Consider the following 23,862-nt stretch of genomic DNA (forward strand, 5'->3'; position numbering starts at 1 on the left):
GAAGCAACCCGGCGTCTCTAAGGCTTCGAGCTGATCTAACCAAAACGTGCAATCGCTTCATCCTTCTGACATCCTAGCCTCGTCAACCGGGCTTTGCGGCGCGTGGTTGTTATCAAATAGGATCTGCCGCGCAGGAGAAGACTACCGAACGCAAGCCCTGCTACGCCACAGCCGTGGCATACTCGCTCTTGACTATCTAAAGTCGGACCCCAGCCTCAACCCTTCGATGGATAGGTGCCAGCACCTTTCGTCAGTACTATGGCAGGGACTAGGAATCAGTAAGGATCGTGTTCTCGCATCCCTCTGTCTGCGCGGCACATCTTCACGGCTGTTCACACAATCTCACCTCATCGTAAGAAGCGGCTAAGGGGTAATCGTTGTCATTCGAAGAAAAACCCGGAGCAGTCATCAAGGTACCTGTGTGGCTTCGTCCCTGGCTGCTCCTCGCCGTGCTGCTTGTGCTCTGGCAGATCGCCATCCAGCGCCATCCCGGCCAGTTGTTGCCCGGCCCCTGGGGCGTGGTCGGCGGCATCGCAGACCTCCTTCGTCACGGATTGTTGTTGAAGTACGTCGTCGCCTCTCTCTTCCGTGTCACCTGGGGCTTCGGTCTCGCGGTCATCCTTGCCGTACCTCTCGGCATGGTCATCGGCTGGTACACTCGCGCAGAGATGGCGCTCAATCCCATCATCCAGATCCTGCGTCCCATATCGCCGCTCGCCTGGATCCCGATCGCTATCCTATGGTTCGGCGTCGGAGACCTCTCTGCCATCTTCCTCATCTTTCTCGGCAGCTTCTTCCCGCTTCTGCTGACGGCCATGAATGCTGTACGCGGTGTCCCCGCTGTATACGTCAACGCCGGACGAAACTTTGGCCTGCGCCCCATCGACCTCTTCGTCCGCATCCTCTATCCTGCCGCTGTGCCGCAACTCATCATCGGCCTGCGAATCACCTTAGGCATCGCGTGGCTCGTCGTCGTCGCAGCGGAGATGATCGCAGTAAATTCAGGTCTCGGCTTCCTCATCGTCGATGCCCGCAACGCCGGTAACCGCTACGACCTCGTCGTCGCCGGTATGGTCATCATCGGACTCATCGGGCTCCTGTTGGACTGGGGCATACGCTCACTCGAACGGGTCAAATCGTTCCGGTGGAGCTACTCGGAGGAATAAGGTGCTATCGATGGAATCAAGTGTGGCAGCGTCTGCAACCAGAATCGCCGTGCAGGTTGAAGACGTCGGAATGATCTTCACTCGCGACGGCAAGCAGACCCTTGTCCTCGATAACATCAACCTCGAGGTCGGCGAGGGCGAGTTCGTCTGCCTCCTCGGCCCCTCCGGATGCGGCAAATCAACTCTGCTCAATATCATGGCCGGCTTTCTCTCTCCCACCAGCGGTACCGTTCGCGTCGGCGGCGAAGTAGTGCAAGGCCCGGACCCGCGTCGCATCGTCGTCTTCCAGGAGCGCGGCGTCTTCCCCTGGCTCACCGTCGAAGAAAACATCGGCTTCGGCCTCGCTGCTTTGGACCGCAAAGAGCGCCAACACCGCATCAACCACTACGTCGGAATGGTAGGCCTCAAAGGCTTTGAAAACTCCTACCCCTCAGACCTCTCCGGCGGCATGAAGCAGCGCCTCGAAGTAGCAAGAGCCCTCGCCGTCAACCCGGATATGCTGCTGCTCGACGAACCCTTCGGCGCGCTCGACTCCATCACCCGCCTCACCATGCGCCGCGAGCTCCTCCGCATCTGGGAGGCCGAGAGAAAGACTATCCTCTTCGTCACCCACGACATCGATGAAGCCGTCCAGCTCGCCGACCGCGTCGTCGTCATGAGCGCGCGTCCAGCCACCATCCAGCAGATCGTCACTATCGACATCCCGCACCCACGCGACCTGAGCTCACCGCGCTATCTTGAGCTGCGCGACGGCATCTTCCAGCAGATTGGACTGGCGCACCACGTATGAACTCTCTCGCCACCCCAGCCCGTTGGGAACGAATCGTCCTACCGCTGCTCGTGCTTCTGGCATGTCTTGCTCTGTGGTACTTCTCCGTTCGCTGGACGAAAACCAGAGTCTTTCCCTCTCCTTTCGAAGTAGGGAAGGGAATCAAGGAGCTGATGCACAAGCAGGTTCTCTGGGGCGACATCATTGACTCCCTCAGGCGCGTCGCCATCGGCTTCGGCACCGCAGCCATTCTGGGTGTTCCGCTCGGCCTCATTCTCGGCTGGTATCCCGCAGCCAATCAGGTCGTCAACCCGCTCCTGCAGATCCTTCGCCCCATTAGCCCACTCGCTTGGATCCCCGTCACCATTCTCCTCTTTGGCATCGGCGATCACGCCGCAACCTCTCTCATCTTTCTCGGCGCATTTTTTCCCATCGTCGTAGCCTGCATCGATGGTGTCTCCAACGTCCCCGCCGTCTACCGCCGCGCCGGTCGCAACTTCGGCCTCACCCCCGTGCAGTTGCTCCTGCGCGTCGTCTTTCCCGCAGCTTTGCCCCAGATCATCGTAGGCCTCCGCATCGCCCTCGGCATCGCATGGCTGGTCGTCGTCGCGGCAGAGATGGTCGCCGTCGATTCAGGACTAGGCTACCTCGTCATCGACTCACGCAACTCCGGAAAGCGCTACGATCTCGTCGTCGCTGCCATGCTCCTCATCGGAATCATCGGCCTCTGCCTCGACCTTTTCATCCGCTCCGTCGAACACTTCAAATCCGTACGCTGGGGCTTCCGTCATGACTCTTAAATCCCGCGTTCTCCTCTACGCCACCTGCTGGATCGTCCTCATCTCCATCTTCCACGCCTCCCTCAACGTAAACTGGGCCGCCGTCCTCAACGACTACCAGCCACTCGCGAAGCGCAAGATCACAGTCGCCTACATCCCCGTCACCTGCCAGCTCACCTGCCCCGTCACCGACTACATCTCCAAGGTCTCAGACAAAGGCGAGCTCTTTCTCCCCCGCCTGTTCCAGGGCTTCCCCGAGATCAAAGAAGCCCTCATCTCCAACAAGGTCCAGGCCGCCTTCATCGTCGCTCCACTCGCCATCGCTCTTGCCTCCCAGGGCGTCCCCATTAAAGTCGTCTACCTCGGCCACCGCTACGGCAGCGCTCTCGTCGTCCGTAAAAACGGCCCCGTCAAAACCTTCGCCGACCTTCGCGGCCGCACTATCGCCATCCCCAGCCGCTTCTCCGACGAGCGCCTCATCGTCTTCCGCGCTATGAAGGTCTGGGGCCTCAAGCCCGGCGACATCAAGATGGTCGAGATGGCGCCCCCGGACGTCTCCGGAGCCCTCGCCGCCGGCGCAATCGACGGCTTCGTCATGGGCGAACCCTTTCCCTCACAAGCTGAATTAGGCGGCTACGGCCGCGTCCTCTTCCAGGCCCGCGACTACTGGCCCGACTACATGTCCTGCATCCTCGTCGTCCGTCAGGACCTCATCGACCAGCGTCCCGAAGTCGTCCAAACCCTCGTCGACGGTATCGCTCGCTCCGGCCTATGGCTCGATCAGGGCAAGCCGCATCGCGAAGACGCCGCAGACTTCGTCGGTCGCTTCTACTACAACCAGAAACCCGCGCTCCTCCGCTGGGCCCTCACCAAGCCGATGGACCGCGTCACCTACAGCCCACTCGCCCCGCGCAAAGCAGACTTCGATATGGTGCGCGACCTCATGATCGAGACCGGCGTCCTCAATAAAAAAATGGAGTTCAGCGACTACACCGACACCAGGTTCTCCGATGCTGCCAGTCAGCAAACACCCTGGAGATACGAGCCCGGCATAGCCGCCGCCAAATAACGCATCCGCAACACAAGACTCAACGAACGGAGACACACAATGATTCGCAGAAAGTTTTTAGGTCTCATGACTCTGGCCAGCGCCACCGGTCTCGCAACTCTCAAAACCGCCGCCGCCCTCGAAAAAAAGACCGCCGCCTACAAGGTCGCCGGCTTCACCTGCATCACCTGCGCCGTCGGCCTCGAAACTCTTCTCCAGCGCGAGCACGGCATAGCCGCAGCAAAGGCAACCTATCCTGAAGCCATCCTCACCGTCACCTACGATCCCAGGACTATCTCTGAAGCCGCCATCGTCGAAGTGGTCGAAAGCCTGGGCTTCCACGCAACCCAGCTTCACTCTTCCTGACAACAGTCGCAAAAAAAGAAGGCTCCAACGCCGCAAAGCGATGGAGCCTCCCTTCTAGTCTTTTGAAATCCTAACGACCCTTCAAACTAAGCTCAGCCTTCAGCGGCAAAGACTCCACAGAATCGCCCACCGAGATCGTGAACTTATCCGAGCCGATCGCCCACTTCTTCGCTGTCACATCGTAGTAAGAGAAAGACCGCGCATCGAGGGCAATCGTTACATGCTTCGTCTCACCCGGCGCAAGCTCGACCCGTTCAAAGCCCTTCAACTCACGCTCCGGTCGCTCCACCTTCGGATGATTCTCCGCCACATAAAGCTGCGCCACTTCGGCGCCCTTGCGGCTACCCGTATTCGTCACGTCGAAGCTCGCCGTTCCACCAACCTCACTGCTGCCATCATCCTGCGCCACCTTAAGATTTGAGAACTTAAACGTCGTGTAGGAAAGCCCATACCCAAACGGATACAGCGGCTTCACCTTGTTCTTCGTGTACCCGCGATACCCGACGAAGATCCCTTCCTTATAGTCAACCCGCTTCGAATCGCCTTCAGGATAGTAGTTTGCAAACGTCGGGTTATCCTCCGCTCGCCGTTCAAACGTAGCCGGCAGATGCCCCGAAGGATTCACATCGCCAAACAAGATCTCGGCCAACGCTTGCCCAGCCTCCTGCCCTCCGTACCACGTCTCCAGCACCGCCGGCACGTGCTCAATCCACTTCGTCGAATCCACATTGCCACCCGAGGTAATCGCGACGACCACCTTAGGATTCGCCGCCGCAATCTCGCGTATCAACTCCGTCTGTCCATACGGCAGCGTAAAGGTTCGGTCGCCACCTTCGCTCTCGCTCTCCGGCTGAAATCCAGCCTCCACCACGACCACATCAGCCTTGGCTGCAAGCTGCACTGCCTGTGGGTTCACCACCTTGTTCTCCGCTACAACACCCAGCACCACATGTCCGCCGATCACGCTCTTCTGCCACTCTTCGATCACCACCTTATGCGGACCCGCAGACAGATCCAGCGTCACATGCGGTTGAAAAGCCCGCACGATCATCCAGTTGTCGATCACAAGCTTGCCATCCACATACACGCGATTTCCCGAACCCTCCCCTGAATCTTCCAGCGCGAAGATGTACTTACCCGCCGTAGCAGGGGAGTAGTAGCCGGTAAGGCGATGCGAGATCTCCGAGGGCGGCGTCGAAAAGAGCATTGCCATTACTGCTTCAATGTTCTCGATAACACTCTTGATGGTGAGTCCTTCAAGAACTGCATGGGGCGTCACAGTCGTAGCCGTTGGAGCTCCTGAGAGCTCCAGATTGCTAAAGCTCTCAAGCGTTAGCCCAGGCTTGCCGTTCTTGGCCGCAGTCGTAAACTGCGTCTCGGCCGCAAGGTGCGACAGCGTCGGAATCCCACGATCATAGAGCACCGTAGTAGACGAGCCAACCTCGTTGGAGATTCCCTCCAGCGCGCTCACCATGTGAAACGGAACCACCCCGGCGCTTCCTCCGCCCACAGGAACACCCGGATAAGCATCCGGCCCAACAATCAGAACTGTCTTCACCGCCGCCTTATCCAGCGGCAGAAGATTGCCTTCGTTCTTCAGCAGCACCGCACCCTCTCGCGCCGAATCAAGCGCAGCCGCCTTGTTCCGCGGATCTAAAAACGAGAGGGACGTATCGCGCTGGTCCCGGTTCAGCCACCCGTACGAGGCCGCCGTCTCCAGAATGTGCCGCACCTTCTCGTCGATCGTCGCCTCAGTCACCTTGCCCGCCTTGATCGCAGGCGCGAGGTTCGCGTTGTTCATAAACTTGCCCGTCGGCATCTCGATGTCGAGGCCGCCGTTCGCCGCGCCCACCGCATCGTAGGTCGCATCCCAATCCGACATCAGCACATTCTGAAAGCCCCACTCCTTACGCAGAATCTCCGTGTTGAAGTAGCTGTTCTCCGTCGCATGCTTGCCATCGATCAGGTTGTACGAGTCCATCACTGCGCTTACATGGCCCTGCTTCACCGCTGCCTCAAACGGAGGGAGATAGATCTCGCGCACCGTCCGCTCATCGATCTCCGTATCAGAGTCGTGCCGCAGAAACTCGCTGTTATTTCCCAGGTAGTGCTTCACCGTGGCGCTGACGCCCTGCTCCTGCATCCCGGTGATATAACCCACCGCAATCTGTCCCGAAAGGTATGGATCTTCGCCGAAGTACTCGAAGTTGCGTCCATTGCGTGGCGAGCGATAAATATTCACTCCGGGGCCAAGCATGAAGTGAACTCCGCGAGCCCGCGCATCGCGCCCTATTCCCGCTCCCACCCGCGCTGCCAGCGCACGGTCCCACGAAGCCGCAGTATTGATTCCCGCTGCATATGTCGTCGACGGAAAACCTGAGTTCGACCGCGTCCCATAAGGCCCGTCCGACATCTCAAGCGCTGGAATCCCAAGCGATGGAACACCGCGCACCGCGAACCCGGTCCCCCCGATGTAATCGAGCTTCTGTTGCAGCGTCATCTGCTTCACCAGCGCATCTACCTTCTGCTTCTCTGCGGCATCCAGCGGATGGGGAGCTTGAGCAAAGCTCGCAGAGGAAAGAAGAGTCGCACTCAAAGCGAGTGCCGTGATGCAGCAACTACGAAAAAGGCCGGAGAGCTTCCAGTCCATGGAGAGTTGTCCTCGTTATTGTGCGAAATTGTAACTGTAAGACAACATGCTTGTCGCACAGCTTATGAACCACAACCTGCGACCTCTGGAATCGAGCGGTGTGCGACACCTGAAAAGGGAACTGCCGAACTATTCAGGCGACACTGAGCTGTCCATAAGAACTTCTTCTCATATGCTTCTCATGAACTCGCGCGCAAACTCCGCGTCCTCTCTCTGAACGAGGCATACGCCAGGCCGCTGACCGGCATCGAATATACTGGTACAGCAATGAATGAAGAAAATCTTAAACAGCGGCTCGCCTACTTCGAGTCAAGGCTTGAAGAGGCTAAGCGCAGACACTCTGCGAAAGAGCCTCATCCGCGAACCTTCGATGCCGGTTACACCACAGACACCTTCAAGACTTGGGGAGAGTCCATCGCTCTCATAAATGAACGACTTGCAACCATCAACGCACAGTTGAAGGCCGAGGCAAGAAAGTCCAACCCAGCTCACGAAGACCTCTGAATCCTGGCTCCACTCAACCAGGGAGCAGCGTAAGTCCTGATAGACGGAGAGTTCCTCCGATCGGCAGGCAACTCCTCCAGAGGTTTGTACATCACAACAAAAAAGACTCCAACGTCTTCTAAGGAGATCATCATGGCCGAACAAGCCACTGCAGCACATCCCCATCGCCCCAAGATGGACGGTTCCTCTGATCTAATCTGTCTCAACTGCCTCGCGACGGTAGTAGCAAAGCACGATGCCGGCCAATCCAGCGGTGAATCCCTTCACATCTGCAACCCTTCGTTCTCGGGCCGCCGCATCCCCGCCATGCAACATGCCGTATAAATCTTCGTGTAAATCATTTAATCAAACACATTGAACAGGTAAGGCGAAAATAAAGTCCAAACTCTTGGCGTATGTTTCAGCCTCTAAAAGTTGACGGTCAGAAGACCATCTTTTACCACGCATTTCACCACGTCTACACCACCAAAAAACCACGTTCACGCACCAGTTTTTCGCAAAAATCCCCCAAAACATCTCCTTCAACCATCGAAATTATTTTGCTTCTGCAGAAGCACTCTCCCTCAAAACATCGTTGGCTAAATCTTCCTGCCTCCGGATAAAAAACTCTTACCTCGCTTCTCCGGACCAAACCAGAAGATCAGCAGCAGTGAAACAATCACCAGCATCTCAAACGAACACAGCGCCCACGGATACCCAAACTTGCTCCTCAGCAAGTTCTGCAGCGGCAGCACCGGCGAGGCAAACAAAACCCCAAGCTGATACACAAACCCAGGAAACAGCCCGCGAATCGCATCCGGCGCGAGCTCGTTCAGATGCGCCGGAATCACGCCGAACGCGCCCTGAACCCCACTCTGCATCAGGTACGACCCCGCCACGATGGCCATCAAAGACCCGCCAAACGCCCACATCGGCATCGCCATCAGACACACTCCAAGCGCTGCCATCACGGCATATCTGCGCCCAATGCGCTCCGACATCGCACCCACCACCACCGCTCCTATGATCGCCCCGACGTTGTAAATCACCGGAATTCCAAGCGTCGCCTTCATCCCCAGCACGGTAGCGCCGTTCATCCACGGCAACGTCTTCAGGAAGTCGGGATAAAGATCCTGCGTCCCATGAGACAGGCACGTAATTGCGGTCATCAGAACCAGCAGATACCCGAAGACGCCCATATGCTGAAACATGGTGCTGAAGATCTTCGCAACCGAAGGCATCTTGTGCATCTGCCACGCCGCAGACTCCGGTGCCATAGCAGCCAGCACCACAATCACCACCGTCACTCCAGCGCCAACAAAAAACATCATCTGCCACCCAAAAGCGGGGGCAAGCGTCTGCATGCCAATCGCAGCCATCAGATAGCCGAACGGATACCCGCCCTGCATCAACCCCGAAAGAATGCCTCTTCTATGTCGAGGTGCGCTCTCCATCGCATACGAGGCGCCAATGCCCCAATAACCGCCCATCCCCAGGCCGTACAACAATCGCATCGCCAGAAAGACCCAGTAAGTCGGCGCAAGTCCACTCAGCACTGTCACCGTCGAAAAATACAAGACGCATGCGATAAGAGGCTTCTTGCGCCCGAATTTGTCAGCAAGAGCCCCAAACAGCAGAGCCCCAATCGGTCGCATGGCAAGTGTTAAAGTCATGCTCCAGACAATCGCTCCCTTGCCCACATGAAACTTGCCCATGAGCTCCGAGATCAGAAAGACGACAACAAAGAAGTCGAAGGCATCGAGAACCCACCCCAGAATCCCCGCCGCCACAGCAAATCTCCACCCAGGGGCACCAGCCTCGGAGCCCTCTGCTTCCCTCACATCCAAATGCATAAGTCAGTCTCACTTCCCAAATCCATACCTGCTGGATCGACGCGGCGCTCTCAAGAGAACGCTAGCCTTCGACTATATCTAACATGTATGGGATCTCCCGCTGGAAATTAGACCGGCTCGCACACAGGGACAGCCTGATCCGATAAAGAGCGGAAGGGGGACGCCAACTATTCAACGCGATGGCATTCGGATGATATCTTCCCCGCAAGTGAGTCCGACGAAAACGTAGTTCCACGGCCGCCGGCGTCCCACCAGATGAACTCTCGAGCCGCGTATCGCGCACCAGAGCCTGAAACGACATTCGCGAAGACTACCGATTGGCCGCCCACGGGAACAACCGCAAGGCTGTTTCCTGCTCCATTCAGATACTCGACCGAAAAGACACCTGCAGGTAGCCCCATCTTGCTCCCTCGGGCATCGCACTGAAACTTGAAGCTGCTTCGGGAGATCGTTTGCGAACCATTCAGATGAATCGTCAGATCGGTAGCGCCGGCGCATGCGCTACAGGAAATAACCGCACCCATCAAAACCTGTCTCCAGGGCGTCTTCACAAGTTGCCTCCTAAGCCTTCAGAGAACGTTAGAGTGAAAACATCATAGCCTCAACAGATGTAGACCTGCGGAGGTGATTTCTCCCGTCACCTCCAGCAGGCATCACCAGCCCAAAGACTCAACTGGCTGGAACACACAGTAGTGACAGTAGATCCGAATTCGTTTCAATCATCCCCAAACTCTCAAGGAGGAACGCACGCCCGTCGCCCATCAAACGTTCAGGACGAAGCCATCTTCAGGAGCCGGCATAGAGCTGGAAGGCCGCCCAATACATAGGTTTTCGAGTGACCCCCTGGGACCGCATCATCTCCAGCTTCGCTGCGCGGAGTGCCTCAGCAGGTTCCCTTCCACCCTCGAGCCCACCGTACAACCGATCCATCAGCATAGGGGTGGAGGCGTCGTTTACCTCCCACAATGCTCCAATCACATTATGAGCTCCCGCCCGCAAAAACGCCCACGAGAGACCCACCAACTCCTCTCCCGCGTAAGCTCGAAGCCCGGATCCATAGCAAGAGGAGATAGTCACAAGTCTCGCATGCAGTGGATAGTGCACAATCTCTCTGGCATACAGCTTGTAGTCGTCTGGATGCGCCTTTGGAGCGGAGAGCACAACTGCTGAGTCCAGCGGACTCAATCGGCTCGCAGTTCCATGAGCGACGAAGTGGATGTAAGCGAACCGGTCCGGCCTTGTCGTTCCATAAGCGGAAGGCATCGCATCGGCTTGTGTCAGAACCGTCTCGTGATCCGCTCGGAAGTGCTTTCTGATGTCATCGATCTCCGCCGGAGCATTCGGCAGGCTCTCATACTCTGACCCGGACGAGACCGGATTGCCTATCAGCAGAAGATTCTTCGCGTCCGTGGAAGGAAGTGCAGATCCAAGCTGCGACAGCAGTCGAATAGAGTTCGCATTCGTAAGCGTCACATCCTCAATCCAGTAGTGAAACTGCTCCCCCGACGGCTTCAGCAGCGTCTCGAAGTTCAAGCCATTCAAACCACCGTCCGGAATTACAAATACCCTCGCCCCATCTGGGATCAGGGATGCAGCGGGCGCGACGATCGCATCGTACAGATATCTCCCGTCGGCATTCGCTTCTCGCAGCACGTCGCTCGACTTCAAAATAGATCTTTGATAGCTCTGGACTCGCGATTCAATCTCCTGCCTCTTAGGCAGCACGAAGAGATCTGTGTGACCGCCAGTAACGGCCCATAGGTAGGACTTGTCCGGCCCTAAGGAATAGAAAAGAATCACGGCATGGAGCTTGCCGGCAACGGTCTCAGGACTTGTCGCCTCACGCAATGTCGAAGCCTTTTTCCCCGTCCTGAGTCCCTCCGCCAGTGTCTGTGCACGTCCCTTGTCGAGCAGTTTCAGAGCCTCCTCTTCTCTGTGCGATGCGATCAGAAATCCCGCGTAGTCTCTGTAAAGCTCGTCGCCGTTAGCAAAAAAAGGCAGCTTCAAATCCATGCCGCTGACCTCAGTTCTCTTATCTTCAAAGGTCTGAATTGATCTTCGATACCAGCTCTCAGCCTGCTTCGTATCTTGTTTGCCGCTGTAGTACTTCGCGAGAGCATCTTCAATCTGCCATCGCATAAAAGGCGTGCCAGCCGCACTGTCATGCGCCTCCACCAGCATTCGCTCTGTATCCTGGCCGCCTGTCTGGTGCATCGCCAGAAGCGCCTGGACAAACTTAGCTACAATCTCAACCGATTCGTCGCCGGACAAATACGCCGCACGAACCGCCTCATCGCTCCGAACCTTTGCAGAATCGAATTGCCCTTCTTGGAGTAACAGCAATGCCAGTTGCGTATCGATATCGGCGATCTGATCAGCAGCGTTGATGGCCGTGGCAGACTTTAGCGCCTTCTCATAGCAGGTCTTCGCTTCCTTCAAGTTGCCAAGCTTGTAGTAAGCCGAACCCGCCTCCCATAACCAGACGACCTGTGCGCTTGTAGTTCCAATCTCTGCAGCTTCCTTCTCCGCAGCTTGGAAGTTTGACAGCGCCTTCTCGTAATCTCCGAGATGATAAAGTGCGTCCCCCGTATCTCCCAGGGCCGCTTCAGTGACCTGCCGTGCTTGAACGGACTTCGCAAAATTTGCCGCGTCTTGCAACAGCGCCACAGCTTGGTCGTAGTGCTCCCTCTGCATGGCGACAAAACCAAGATTCAGCAGGTCGCTGGCTTCGAGAAACGCATCGGAGTGCGTCCGTGCAGCGCGCAGGCTCTTCTCGTAAAGGTCTGAAGCGGAAGTCAGGTTATTGCGATTGAGCTGTATCTTCGCTTCCGCTCGGAAAACTTCCCCGTCCAGATTTGAATTGCTTTGATCGGACAGAACCCGAGCTTGATGCAGCTCTTTATCCGATTGCTGAGGCTGGCCCAGACCAGCATGCGCCAGCCCACACAATAAGTCTCTTTCAATCGCGGCATCCCCTGCCTCAGGATAAGAGACCGTCTTGTCGTCGAGCAGCTTGAGTACATCCGTCCGGCGTCCCTGGTAAGTAAGGACCTCACCCTCCAACAGGCGAAATCTCATCGACCAGCCCGCATCTTTGCTGGCAAAGCTAATACGCGCCTGATCTGCTTCCACCTGGGCAACGTCCAGATTGCCATGCAGAAAATCGCTGCGTATATGCTGAAAAGTCGCCGCCGGATCTTCGCTCACCACCGCAGAGCGGCACCCCAGGGAGCAGATGGTCATCAGAGACGCAACCGTTACGGCTATGGCGGAACGGTACGTCCACCGATGGTACCCATTGCCACGTCCAGCTGCCCTTCCACGGTGCAGCCCAACTCCGCTCGAACCATCGAGAGCCGAAAGGAAGAGTGACACGCGAAGACCTCTCCGAGAAATACCCTCCCAAACTCCGGGATCTCGATGACGTGACCGAAAGACTTGCCCGGAATTGCCGAGCTGACGCCTTCCACCAACGAGCATAGAACACATTGTCCAACTCCCGCCTTCGGTGGGGTACCCATCCATCCAAATCTATTGCTTACCCACGCAGGGTTGCCAGCTTTGGTCAGGTTGCCCGCCTGAGTTGTGCTAGTGGTCTGAAACTGTGCCTCAGTCAGCGGCCCGGGTGTTCCTCCCGGAAGGTTCATCAGGGTCGGGTTCAGTATCGGAGTAAGGTCGTGGTGCGCCAGCTTGAGTCCTTCGAAGTGCGAACCCGCAAATGAGACCCGAGGAAACGTCCCGGCATTGTCATACTCCACCGCGATCTGACCTACGATTCGATCCGCTGTCAGAACCTCCAGGATGTTCAATCCCTCGATGACAGACGTGACAACCATCGACCATGGGCCGCCCTCAACATGCTCTCTACCCGAGACGCGAGTGTAGGCCTTCTTGCAGGACACGATGGAGTCATGATTGAACGCATCCGTCGACGCCTCCACATGGCCGCCAACCCCGGGCAGCGAAGAGTGTGCCTGCGAAGGGACGATCTTATGCGAAGGTTGTTTGATGAATCCGCCCAGCGAATGCGCGTCGGATTGAAAATAGAACGTCTTCGTCTTCTGGGAAGCGGGTCGCATATTAGCCTTCATCTCTCAGTAGTCTAATTCTGAAGATTCAAATTAAAGCGATAGTGAGCTAAATCATTTGCGGGCCCGGCTGAAGCTTTATCTGTATCCCCTCGCACGATCAAGGCGTAACTTCCCGTCACCTTCTCGACCGCAGGGACCCGGATCGAAACAGTATCCTTCGCCTCCTGCGCAGACACCTGGACATGCCAGGCAAGCGAACCGGAGGGGGAATACAGAGAGCAAGTGTAGCTCAAAAACCGATCCTGTGTGGGGATGTCCACCTGCAGCAGAAACGGTTGAGTCTTCGAGACTGCGAGCGACGAAACCTCACCCCCGCGACTGTTTCCACTCACTAAAGACAGGGTAGGCAAAACCTCCGGAGCCTTCAGCTGGGCAATTTCGCCGCTCAGGTGCGGATAGGTCACGACGTTTTGATAGACAGTGAACAGCAGGGAAGCCGCCAGTGCTCCCCAGGCAAGCACAGGCTTCCACGGCAGAACAAACAACGACCTCTTCTCACGCTCCGAAGCGGGCTTCGAACGGGGAGCGGACTTAAGTTCCTGCTTTGCCGTCTCAAGAAATGCGGCAGTCGCACGTAGGTCTGCCGCGCACTCCGGACAATCGAAGTAGTGTTCTTCGAAGCTGTCCCGCTCAAGCGGAGACATCTCTTCCAGCAAATATCTCTCTGCCGCCGTACTCTGTATGGCTTCCGAATGGTCCATGGGGAAAAATGCCTCAGCTCTATAGTGTCTCCAGCGGCTAAATCGTGTCACGGGCTCAGTTAATACATCTTGCTATCGCCTAAACGGCTTACATAAAACGACTTGAAGGTCTGCTTGGCGCGGTGAACCATCACTCTCAGATACTCACGGGTAATGCCGAACTCTTCGCACACGTCATCCTTGTCCCGCTCTTCCAGAAGTACGGACTGCAGCAGCCGGCGGTCTCGTTCGGGCAACTCAGCCAGAATCTGCCGAACCACTCGCTGCGCATCTTTTGTCTCGAGAAGACTGAGCGCGCTGGGCGTACGAGCCATCAGGGTAGCTTCCATATCGCTGTCTAAAAACGATTCGGTCTTAGTCTTCGAACGATAGTGTTCCATCAGCACGTGGTTGCAGACTGAATTGACAAACGCCCCCAGCCGGTCAGGCTCTCTCAGGCCATTCGCCGAGCGCACCTGCCCCATCACCCGTACAAAGGTCTCCTGCCTGACGTCTTCTATCGCTTCCTTGGTGCTTAACCTCGAGCGGAGCTTCAGTTGGATCAACTCTCCGAAGTAGCTGACAAAGTGCCCTTCGGTATCGGCATCTCCAGATCGAAGCTTCTCGAGATACGCCGCGTCGAACGCAAAAAATTGCAAGCTCTGTCCCCCCAGGCGGCTGTACTTGCGCCCAAGTTTACACCGTAGGAAGAGCTTCTCCCGAACGCACTCCTGCAATTCTGCGCTCGGATCCTCCCGCGCCTTTGTCCTTCGCTCGACTGACCGCCTCTCTGGCCCCCACGTTGCAGGCAACGACATAAAGGGAGGTTGGGTCGCGCGTCCTCTTCGGACCGCAGTTCGACGATCTCGCATCTTCAGGTTTCTTGAAATTTGTTCAGGTCGCATGGCAGATCAGGTTCAGCGTGTGAAACGAGGGAGCCAAGGCAGAAGAACGTCAAAAACAGGGCCATACTCTCGAGCCGGTGAGGCGCGATAACCAGATAGTGATCGACAGGCGGCAGACGTTTCAAAGATGCTCAAAGAAATCTCTGCTGCCTGTTTCGGCATGTCGGGTCCACTCCAGAGGCATTCGGAGTTCTCTCGCGACGGCTGGTACGATAGTCCTCTCAGCAGGAGGCCCGTCTATGTCCGCCACATCTACCTTGACTGCACCCTTATCCGCAGACAGCCAACTCCGGGAAGTGCATCACTGGGTCAACGGCGCGATCATGACCGGAATCGCCGGACACTTCGGGGATGTCTACAACCCGGCCACCGGAAAGATCCAGGCCAAGGTCGCCCTCGCAACCAGTGCCGAGGTAGACATCGCCGTAGCCGCCGCAGCCGCAGCCTTTCCCGCATGGTCGGCCCAGCCCTCCCTTCGCAGGGCCCGCGTCCTCTTCCGGTTTCGCGAGATCTTCGAGCGGCGTCTCGACGAAGTCGCGGCTCTACTCACCAGTGAGCACGGCAAAGTCTTCTCAGACGCCAAAGGCGAAGCCACGCGCGGCTTGGAGGTTGTGGAGTTCGCAACCGGCATCCCGCAGCTACTCAAAGGTGAGTTCACCGAGCAGGTAGGTCCGGACATCGACAGTTGGTCCATGCGCCAGGCTCTCGGTGTTGTCGCGGGCATCACCCCCTTCAACTTCCCCGCCATGGTGCCCATGTGGATGTTCCCCATCGCCCTCGCCTGCGGCAATACCTTCGTCCTCAAGCCGAGCGAACGCGATCCCAGCGCCTCGATGCTCCTGGCCGAGATGCTCAAAGAGGCTGGTCTTCCCGACGGTGTCTTCAACGTCGTCCACGGAGACAAGACAGCCGTCGACGCGCTCCTCGCCCACCCGACCGTGCAGGCCATTAGCTTCGTGGGTTCCACTCCAATCGCCGAGTACGTCTACCGCGAAGGCACGAAGCACGGCAAGCGCGTCCAGGCTCTCGGCGGCGCGAAGAATCACATGATCGTCATGCCCGACGCAGACCTCGATCAGGCTGCCGACGCCCTCGTCGGCGCCGCCTACGGATCTGCAGGTGAGCGCTGCATGGCAATCTCTGTAGCTGTAGCGGTAGGAAAAGCCACAGCCGACCAGCTAAGAGGAAAGATCGAACAGCGCATCGAAGGCCTGCAAATGGGCGATGGCATGAAGGAGGGCGTAGAACTGGGCCCTCTAGTCACCGGGGCGCATCTGGAGCGTGTCACCGGCTACCTGAAACAAGGCAAGTCCGAAGGAGCAGAGCTAGTAGTGGACGGACGCGAGCACGCGCAGACAAAAGGAGAAGGCTTCTTCCTCGGTGCCTGCCTCTTCGACCACGTCAAGCCCGAGATGAAGATCTACCGTGAAGAGATCTTCGGACCAGTGCTGGGCATCGTACGAGCCAGCGACTTCGAAACCGCGCTCAAGCTCATCAACGAGCACGAGTACGGCAATGGCACCTCCATCTTCACGCGCGACGGCGACACGGCACGAGACTTCGCACACAGGGTGCAGGCCGGCATGGTCGGAATCAATATCCCAATCCCTGTCCCCATGGCATTCCACAGCTTCGGCGGCTGGAAGCGCTCTCTCTTCGGCGACCACGCAGTCTACGGTCCCGAGGGCATCCGCTTCTACACCCGCCTCAAGACGATCACCTCCCGATGGCCCACAGGCATCCGCAAAGGCGTAGACACCTCAATGCCAACGCTAGGTTAAACCGGTATACAACTCACGAAGTGACCGCCCCACGCGCAGTGGGGCCGGCCGCCAGGACGCACTTAGACTCCGACAGCAGCATCCGCCAAAGCGAGATGCTTATCGAGAACCGATATCCCAAGATCAATCTGCTCCTTGGTCACAATCAGCGGCGGCGCCACCACGAAGTGCGACACCCACGCCTGGATCGTCACCCCGTCAGCCAGTATCTTCGCCGCAATCTGGTCCACAAGCAGCGGCTTCCCCGAGACCTTATCGGAGTAAGTATTGAAAGGCTCCTTCGTCACCTGGTCCTTCACAAGGTCGACCGCCCAGAAGAGTCCCTTGCCGCGAACATCCCCGATAGAGGGATGCTTCGCCTTCAACTCCTTCAGCTTGCCTTCAACGTAAGGCGCAAGTTCACGCGCCCGCTCCACAAGCCCCAGCCGCTGCATCTCGCGAATCGTAGCAACCGCCGGCGCCAGCGTCAGCGGATGCGCCTCATACGTATGTCCATGCGCGAAGTAATGATCCTGAAAGAACTCCGCAATCTTTTCACTCGTCGCGCAAAGCCCCAGCGGCACATAAGCCGAAGTAATCCCTTTAGCCGTCACCAGAATATCCGGAGTCACTCCCCAGTGATTCATCGCAAACCACGCGCCGGTGCGCCCCCATCCCGTCATCACCTCATCTGCAATCAACAGCACGCCATACTCATCGCAGATCCGGCGCAGTTTCGGCATGTACTCATCCGGCGGAACAATCACACCGTTCGTTCCAACAATAGGCTCTACCAGAACTGCAGCTACATCCGACTCATTGCGAATCATGTGCTCGATATAGTCCGCGCAGGCAATTCCGCACTCTGGATACGTGTGCTTGATCGGGCACTTGTAACAGTGAACCTCCGGCGCAAAGATAACGCCAGGAGCTTTTCCGCCGGGCTCCATCGCCCATCGCCGTGGATCGCCCGTAGCCGCGATCGAGCCAGCCGTCGAACCATGATACGAGCGGTAGCGCGCAATGATCTTCGTCTTCCCCGTATACATCCGTGCAATCTTGAACGCCGCTTCGTTCGCCTCGGTCCCCGACGTCGTGAAGAAGAACTTGCTGAGCCCCTTCGGCAGCACCTCCAGTAGAACCTGCGACAACTCCGCACGCGCCGTCGTCGCATAGCCCGGCATCGCATAGCTCAACTGTTGAGCCTGGTGTGCAATAGCGTCGATCACCGCCTGGTTCTTATGCCCAAGGTTGGAGCACATCAGCTGCGAAGAAAAATCCAGATACCGCTTGCCCGCGCCGTCGACGAGATAGCATCCCTCAGCATCGACGATGTGCATCGGGTTCCAGCCCTTTTGAAATCGCCATGTTCCATAGTTATGCTGCCGCGTCAGATCGACAACCTGCTGACTGGTGAGTGGCTCGGACTTCTTGGAGCTCTGAGGCTCGACAACATCGAGAGGGGTCATAGCTGCAATCCTATTCCTGAAAGTTTGACTGTGTCACGACACTCAACTCCGCATGCGCCGGAGGCGACAGCAGCATGAGGCCATAGTAGCTGGCCGCCGCCACAAAGAAGCCAACGAACCACGCATAATCATAGAGAAATCGTAGAGAGGGGACAGCCAGCCCGATCAGCGCTACAACCACACCCGCACCAAGCGCCACCAGCGCTCTCGGATTGAACCCTCGCGTGTACTCGTACGGCCCACCGCGTCGATATAAAGAGACTGTATCCAGCTTCGTCCCGCGTATCAAAAAATAATCCGCTACCATAATCCCCGCGACCGGCCCCAGCAATCCCGAGTAGCCGATCAGCCACCCGAAGATATAGCTGCCGAAGCTGCTCATCAACTTCCACGGCATCATCGCCAGCCCCAGCAGCCCCGTAATCAATCCACCCGTACGAAAGCTGATCAGCCCCGGCGCGAGGTTCGAAAAGTCGTTCGAAGGCGAAACCACGTTCGCCCCGATATTCACATTCAGTGTCGCGATCAGCAGCGCAACCAGCGCCAGCATCGCTGCCAGCGGCTGATGAAACCGTCCCAGCAGCGTAATTGGCGACCAGATCGCCTCCCCAAAGATCGTCACCGAAGCCGAGGTGCACGCGATCCCGATAAAGGAGTAAAGCACCATCGCAACCGGCAGACCGAAAGCCTGCCCCACAATCTGCGAGTCCTGCGACTTCGCATAGCGCGTAAAGTCCGGGATGTTCAGCGAGAGCGTTGCCCAATACCCCACCATCGCCGTCAGAGACGGAAAGAAGAACCGAAGAAAACTGCCCGTCGTATGAAAGTGACTAGGCGCCGACAGCATCGGGCCAAAGCCGCCCGCCTTATGCAGCATCCAGAACAAGAGCGTCAACGACATCACCAGCATGAACGGAGCCGAAAAACTTTGTAGAAATCGAATCGATTCCACGCCCCGCCAGACCACATACATATTCAGCAGCCAGAACCCAAGAAAGCTCGCCCACAACACAGACGGCATGTGAGCCGTCGCAGGCCACAGCACCGCGATCATCGCTGCAATCGCCTGCCCGCCCAGCCACGACTGAATGCCAAACCATCCGCAAGCCACAAACGCCCGTAGCATCGCCGGTAGGTTCGCTCCACGAGTCCCAAAGCTCGCGCGCACAAACACCGGGAAGGGAATCCCGTACTTCGCCCCCGCATGCGCGTTCAACAGCATCGGCACCAGCACAATCAGATTCCCCAGCAGGATCGTCAGTATCGCCTGCTTCCAATTCATGCCGCCCGCAATTAGCGACGACGCCAGCATGTAGGTCGTCACCTCCATCGACATCGAGAACCACAGCGCGATGTAGTTATACGTCCCCCAGGTACGCTGCGCTGCGAACGTAGGAGCCAGATCTTTGTTGTAAAGACGCGGGTCATGATGAGCTGAGAGATCCGCCCCAGCCTGATCAAGCGCACCCGACGCAGACGAACTCACCGCCATGCTCCACCCCTCGCCTCGCGTCGCAGATACTCGCCTCGTCCAGTCGACGCAACATAGCGCCCGCCATCGGCAACCAGCTCGCCGCGCGAATAAACCTTCCGCGCATTCCCCTTCACCTTCCATCCTTCAAACATCGAAAAGTCACACCGCATGTGGTGAGTCGCAGCAGAGATCACATGCTCTGCCTCTGGATCCCACAACACCAGGTCCGCATCCGAACCCACGGCAATCGTCCCTTTCTTCGGATACATCCCAAAGATCCTCGCAGGCGCAGTAGCAGTAATCTCAACAAACCGCTGTAGCGAGATCTTTCCCGCGTTCACGCCAAAGTGATAGAGCAGCTGCATCCGGTTCTCAACCCCAGGGCCACCATTGGGAATCTTGCTGAAGTCGTCTTTGCCCAGCTGCTTCTGATCTGCAAAACAAAATGGACAGTGATCAGTCGAAACCACCTGCAGATTATCTGTCGCCAGTCCATCCCAAAGCTTCGGCTGATTCTTCTTCTCCCGCAGCGGAGGCGTAAACACATACTTCGCCTCCTCAAAGCTCTTTCCCGGCATCTGGTCTTCGATCGAAAGCAGAAGATACTGCGGACAAGTCTCCGCAAAGGCAGGCACTCCTCGGTCTCGTGCCTCGCGAACCTGGTTCAGCGCATCTTCGCTCGACAGATGAACGATATAAACCGGCACGCCCGCCATCTCCGCCAGCGCAATCGACCGATGCACTGCCTCTGCCTCAGCCTTCGTGGGTCGCGTCAGCGCATGATAGATCGGCGCCGTCTTCCCCTCCGCAAGCGCCTGCTGCACGATTACATCAATCGCGCTCCCATTCTCGGCATGCATGCAAACCAGCGCGCCGTTCTTCGCAGTCTGCTGCAACGCCTTGAAGATCGTGCCATCATCCACCATCAGCACATTGGGGTAAGCCATAAAAAGTTTGAAGCTCGCCACACCCTCCCGCACCATATCGTCCATATCGTGCAGCCCCTGCTTGCCGTTATCGGAGCCAAGGTCGGTCACAATCATATGCAGCCCATAGTCGATGCAGGCCTTCCCATCTGCCTTCGCCCTCCAGAGATCGAGCGCATCGCGCATTCGTGTACCCTTCGCCTGAATCGCAAAGTCAACGATCGTCGTCGTCCCGCCAATCGCCGCCGCCCGCGTCCCCGTAAGAAAATCATCGGCGGACACCGTCCCACCAAACGGCATATCCATATGCGTATGCGCATCGATGCCACCCGGCAAAACAAAGAGACCCGACGCATTCACCACCGTGTGTCCCACAGGATCAATCTGTGCCCGCACCTCTCGAATCGTGCTGCCCTCAACCAGCACATCCGCCTTTTCGAAACGCTCTGCGGTAACAACCATGCCACTCTGAATCAGGATTCCCACGCTTCGCTCCGAACTGTTTCACATTAGAGTTGCATCGTTTTGAACCGCGGTCACATTTACAAAGACGAGCCGCTTCAGCTATTTGTACTCATCACTTCACTCGCTCCAGGAGGAACCAGACCCTTGGCCACGCGCTCCTCCCAACTCTCGAAAGGAAGATCCTTATCGATCCGCTCCATCGTGATGCAGTTCTCCACTGGGCACACCAGCGAGCAAAGGTTGCACCCCACGCAGTGGCCTTCATCCACACGAGGAATCCGCTCCAGCGGAGTAACCGCACTGCTGCGCCCCAGACTCCCCGCATCAAGCTTTGGAATCGGCGTAGTCGAAATCTGTCTCGAAGACTCAGCCTCCACCATCGCCGGAGTCCGCGTAGTATCGGGCGTCACGGAGGTCCTGTCCAGATGAATGCACTGATGCGCGCCGTCCCAGCACGCGGTATAACAAAGCTGGCAGCCGATACAAAGATCCTCATGAATCCGCGCAACGATCTGGTAATTCAGATTTAGCTGCTTCCACTCGCGGACATTCGGAAGCGACAATCCGCGAAATTCCTCAATCGTCGAGAATCCCTTCTCTGCCATCCAGTTCAGCAAGCCGGCCTGCATATCCTCGACGATCCGATAGCCGTAGTGCATCGCCGCCGTGCAGACCTGCACATTGCTGCATCCCAGCAAAATAAACTCCGCAGCATCGCGCCAGCCTCCGATCCCGCCAATCCCTGAAAGCGGGAGAGCACTCGCAGCATCGGCCTGTATCTGTTGCACCATGTTCAACGCAATCGGCTTCACCGCAGGGCCGCAGTACCCGCCATGCGAGCTCTTGCCATCAACATTTGGATTCGGCTGAAACGTATCCAGATCGATCCCCGTAATCGAGTTGATCGTATTGATCGCCGAGAGCGCATCGGCTCCTCCGCGCTTGGCGGCACGCGCAGGGATCCGTATATCCGAGATATTCGGCGTCAGCTTCACAATCACCGGCGTCCGCGCCTTCTCCTTCACCCATCCCGTAATCTGCTCGCAGTACTCCGGCACCTGCCCCACAGCCGAACCCATACCTCGTTCGCTCATTCCATGCGGGCATCCGAAGTTCAGCTCCAGCCCATCCGCTCCTGCATCCTCAGCTCGCTGCACAATGTCGTGCCAGGTCTCGCGCTTGCTCTCCACCATCAGCGAAGCGATCACCACGTGCTTCGGATAGCGCCGCTTCACCTCCGCGATCTCGCGCAGGTTCACCTCAATCGGCCGATCCGAGATGAGCTCAATGTTATTGAAGCCCATCATCCGCCGCCCCTCCCAATCAATCGACGAGTAGCGCGAGCTGACATTCGTAATCGGCTCGCCAATCGTCTTCCACACCGCGCCTCCCCAGCCCGCATCGAAGGCCCGCATAATCTGCTCTCCACAGTTGGTAGGCGGAGCCGACGCAAGCCAGAAAGGATTCAGGCACTCGATCCCGCAGAACGTGCTCTCAAGTGTCGGCTTAGGCTTGGCCATGGTGTCCCTCCAGCCATGCCGCGATGCCGATGCCGGCGCGCTTTCCATCTGCAACCGCGTCCACCACCTCGCGGCCTCCATTCGTACAATCTCCCCCGGCAAAAAACTTAGGGTGAGATGTTTGTCCGGTTGCACGATCGATCAGGATGCGGCCACGTTCAAGCTGCACCTTCGCAGTACCGTCTGCATACTTCGCCAGAAACTCCGTGTGCGTAGCCTGCCCAATCGACAGCACCACGAGGTCAGCCTCCAGCAAAAACTCCGAGCCGTCCAGCGGCACAATCGAACCATCCTCACTCGCAACCAGTTTTGTCAGCGTCAGCCCTTCCACGGCACCACTCCCTCGAACGCCAACCGGCTGCACGTGCCACAAAAACTTCACCCCTTCGCTCTTCGCATGCTCATACTCAAACCCGAACGCCGACATCTGCTCCAACCCGCGTCTATACACAATGCTTACCTCTGCAGCACCCAGCCGCACCGCCGCAATCGCTGCATCGATAGCCGTATTCCCAGCTCCCACCACGACCACACGCTCAGGCACCTTCGTCATCGAGCTGGATTTATAACCGGCGATGAGCTCAAGCGCATTCGTCACACCAACCAGATGCTCTCCGGCAATACCGAGCTGATGAATCGCGCCCAGCCCGATGCCCAGAAAAATCGCATCGTGCTCCCGCTCAAGTTCAGCCAGCCGCGAAGCATCGATGGTCTCCTCAAAGTGAAAATCGACACCCAGCTGCGAAAGCATCTCAATCTCTCGCAGGCTCTCCACCAGCGGCAATTTGTACTCGGCGATCCCATACGTATTCAAACCGCCAGGCAGCGGTCGTGCGTCGTATAGATAGGCGCGGACTCCCCTGCGACGCAGCTCAGCCGCACACGCAAGCGACGCCGGCCCAGCGCCGATCAGCGCAACCGAACGCCCTGTCTCAACTCCCGGCTCAAACGGCAGCGGAGCCCCGCTCGCGTGCAGTGCATCCATCGCAAAACGCTGCAGCCGCGCAATCTGAATCGGCTGTTTGTTATAGCGATGCATCACGCAGGCTCCTTCGCAAAGCACCTCCACCGGGCACGCACGCGAGCAGCTCGCGCCAAGAATATTCGCATCCAGAATCGTGCGCGCCGACCCCGCGAGATTGCCGCTCGCAATCTTCTTGATAAACCGCGGCACATCGATATGTGTAGGACACGCAATCGTACATGGCGCATCGAAGCAATACAGGCAGCGATTAGCCTCAGGCACCGCAGCCTGCCTGTCGAACGGCGGATGCAAATCGCCGAAGCGCTCAACCACCTCAGGCGCAGTCGAAACCTGTTGCGGAAAAGGAATTCGTTCAGCCATTGAGCCGCCGAATAAGCCGAAGCAACTGCATCTTGGAAGACGACATGACCCTCCTTGCGCTTGCGTATCTCGTGTCAGGAGTGACTATTATGCACTATCCCAGCTTAACCACA

Annotated in this window: 20 protein-coding genes; 8 read left to right on the forward strand and 12 right to left on the reverse strand. The window is 57.5% G+C overall.

Annotated features, from left to right (window positions below; genetic code table 11):
* The first annotated feature begins 377 nt into the window (after positions 1-377).
* Genes GSQ94_RS15590 through GSQ94_RS15610 form a run of 5 tightly spaced genes read left to right on the forward strand, consistent with a single transcriptional unit; the run spans position 378 to position 4,128 of the window.
* A complete protein-coding gene (locus GSQ94_RS15590) occupies positions 378-1,166 on the forward strand; it encodes an ABC transporter permease (RefSeq protein WP_216843096.1) in 789 nt (262 codons plus the stop codon).
* A gap of 10 nt (positions 1,167-1,176) precedes the next feature.
* Positions 1,177-1,956 (forward strand): ABC transporter ATP-binding protein, encoded by a 780-nt coding sequence (locus GSQ94_RS15595; RefSeq protein WP_158944756.1) that lies wholly within the window; start codon positions 1,177-1,179, stop codon positions 1,954-1,956.
* Complete coding sequence (locus tag GSQ94_RS15600; RefSeq protein ID WP_158944757.1) at positions 1,953-2,735, forward strand: ABC transporter permease; 783 nt, start codon at positions 1,953-1,955, stop codon at positions 2,733-2,735. The genes GSQ94_RS15595 and GSQ94_RS15600 overlap by 4 nt, the downstream gene beginning before the upstream one ends.
* Positions 2,725-3,783 carry an ABC transporter substrate-binding protein gene (locus GSQ94_RS15605; RefSeq protein ID WP_158944758.1) on the forward strand — a complete coding sequence of 353 codons (1,059 nt, stop codon included), beginning with the start codon at positions 2,725-2,727 and terminating at the stop codon, positions 3,781-3,783. Before GSQ94_RS15600 ends, GSQ94_RS15605 begins: the two co-directional genes overlap by 11 nt.
* A 39-nt stretch (positions 3,784-3,822) precedes the next feature.
* Entirely contained in the window at positions 3,823-4,128 is a 306-nt protein-coding gene (locus tag GSQ94_RS15610) for a heavy-metal-associated domain-containing protein (RefSeq protein ID WP_158944759.1), read from the forward strand.
* Between the two features lie 70 nt (positions 4,129-4,198).
* Here the strand turns inward: GSQ94_RS15610 and GSQ94_RS15615 are convergent, their stop codons facing one another.
* Positions 4,199-6,778, reverse strand: a complete 2,580-nt coding sequence (locus tag GSQ94_RS15615; protein ID WP_158944760.1) for a glycoside hydrolase family 3 C-terminal domain-containing protein — start codon at positions 6,776-6,778, stop codon at positions 4,199-4,201.
* A 267-nt stretch (positions 6,779-7,045) separates the two neighbouring features.
* Here GSQ94_RS15615 and GSQ94_RS15620 point away from each other — a divergent pair, with 267 nt between their 5' ends.
* Both GSQ94_RS15620 and GSQ94_RS15625 read left to right on the forward strand, forming a co-directional pair.
* A complete protein-coding gene (locus tag GSQ94_RS15620) occupies positions 7,046-7,282 on the forward strand; it encodes a hypothetical protein (protein ID WP_158944761.1) in 237 nt (78 codons plus the stop codon).
* 132 nt (positions 7,283-7,414) lie between these two features.
* The gene (locus GSQ94_RS15625; protein ID WP_158944762.1) at positions 7,415-7,606 is read left to right on the forward strand and encodes a hypothetical protein; all 192 of its coding nucleotides are present in this window, start codon (positions 7,415-7,417) and stop codon (positions 7,604-7,606) included.
* A 254-nt stretch (positions 7,607-7,860) separates the two neighbouring features.
* Here GSQ94_RS15625 and GSQ94_RS15630 read toward each other — a convergent pair whose 3' ends face one another.
* From GSQ94_RS15630 to GSQ94_RS15655, 6 genes are all read right to left on the reverse strand, one after another.
* Positions 7,861-9,114, reverse strand: a complete 1,254-nt coding sequence (locus tag GSQ94_RS15630) for an MFS transporter (protein ID WP_158944763.1) — start codon at positions 9,112-9,114, stop codon at positions 7,861-7,863.
* Between the two features lie 167 nt (positions 9,115-9,281).
* A complete protein-coding gene (locus GSQ94_RS15635; RefSeq protein WP_216843097.1) occupies positions 9,282-9,665 on the reverse strand; it encodes an MliC family protein in 384 nt (127 codons plus the stop codon).
* Positions 9,666-9,900: 235 nt separating this feature from the next.
* On the reverse strand, positions 9,901-12,489 hold the full coding sequence (locus GSQ94_RS15640) for a CHAT domain-containing protein (protein WP_158944764.1): 2,589 nt from the start codon (positions 12,487-12,489) through the stop codon (positions 9,901-9,903).
* Positions 12,378-13,193 carry a hypothetical protein gene (locus GSQ94_RS15645; RefSeq protein WP_158944765.1) on the reverse strand — a complete coding sequence of 272 codons (816 nt, stop codon included), beginning with the start codon at positions 13,191-13,193 and terminating at the stop codon, positions 12,378-12,380. The genes GSQ94_RS15640 and GSQ94_RS15645 overlap by 112 nt, the downstream gene beginning before the upstream one ends.
* 23 nt (positions 13,194-13,216) lie before the next feature.
* Positions 13,217-13,906 carry an anti-sigma factor gene (locus GSQ94_RS15650; protein ID WP_158944766.1) on the reverse strand — a complete coding sequence of 230 codons (690 nt, stop codon included), beginning with the start codon at positions 13,904-13,906 and terminating at the stop codon, positions 13,217-13,219.
* Between the two features lie 59 nt (positions 13,907-13,965).
* Positions 13,966-14,544 carry an RNA polymerase sigma factor gene (locus tag GSQ94_RS15655; RefSeq protein ID WP_158944767.1) on the reverse strand — a complete coding sequence of 193 codons (579 nt, stop codon included), beginning with the start codon at positions 14,542-14,544 and terminating at the stop codon, positions 13,966-13,968.
* A 485-nt stretch (positions 14,545-15,029) separates the two neighbouring features.
* Between GSQ94_RS15655 and GSQ94_RS15660 the strand changes: the two genes are divergently transcribed.
* A complete protein-coding gene (locus GSQ94_RS15660) occupies positions 15,030-16,571 on the forward strand; it encodes a CoA-acylating methylmalonate-semialdehyde dehydrogenase (RefSeq protein WP_158944768.1) in 1,542 nt (513 codons plus the stop codon).
* A 62-nt stretch (positions 16,572-16,633) separates the two neighbouring features.
* On the opposite strand, the gene GSQ94_RS15665 is transcribed toward GSQ94_RS15660, so the two are convergent.
* The 5 genes from GSQ94_RS15665 to GSQ94_RS15685 all read right to left on the reverse strand — a co-directional run bounded on the left by GSQ94_RS15665 (position 16,634) and on the right by GSQ94_RS15685 (position 23,749).
* Positions 16,634-18,019 carry an aspartate aminotransferase family protein gene (locus GSQ94_RS15665; RefSeq protein WP_158944769.1) on the reverse strand — a complete coding sequence of 462 codons (1,386 nt, stop codon included), beginning with the start codon at positions 18,017-18,019 and terminating at the stop codon, positions 16,634-16,636.
* A 10-nt stretch (positions 18,020-18,029) separates the two neighbouring features.
* Positions 18,030-19,511, reverse strand: a complete 1,482-nt coding sequence (locus tag GSQ94_RS15670; protein WP_158944770.1) for an NCS1 family nucleobase:cation symporter-1 — start codon at positions 19,509-19,511, stop codon at positions 18,030-18,032.
* A complete protein-coding gene (gene hydA, locus GSQ94_RS15675) occupies positions 19,502-20,905 on the reverse strand; it encodes a dihydropyrimidinase (protein ID WP_158944771.1) in 1,404 nt (467 codons plus the stop codon). Before hydA ends, GSQ94_RS15670 begins: the two co-directional genes overlap by 10 nt.
* Positions 20,906-20,979: 74 nt before the next feature.
* Positions 20,980-22,404 (reverse strand): NAD-dependent dihydropyrimidine dehydrogenase subunit PreA, encoded by a 1,425-nt coding sequence (gene preA / locus GSQ94_RS15680; protein WP_158944772.1) that lies wholly within the window; start codon positions 22,402-22,404, stop codon positions 20,980-20,982.
* A complete protein-coding gene (locus GSQ94_RS15685; protein ID WP_158944773.1) occupies positions 22,391-23,749 on the reverse strand; it encodes an NAD(P)-dependent oxidoreductase in 1,359 nt (452 codons plus the stop codon). Before GSQ94_RS15685 ends, preA begins: the two co-directional genes overlap by 14 nt.
* Between the last annotated feature and the right edge of the window lie 113 nt (positions 23,750-23,862).

This window comes from Granulicella sp. S190 (genome assembly GCF_009766095.1).
GTDB lineage: Bacteria > Acidobacteriota > Terriglobia > Terriglobales > Acidobacteriaceae > Edaphobacter.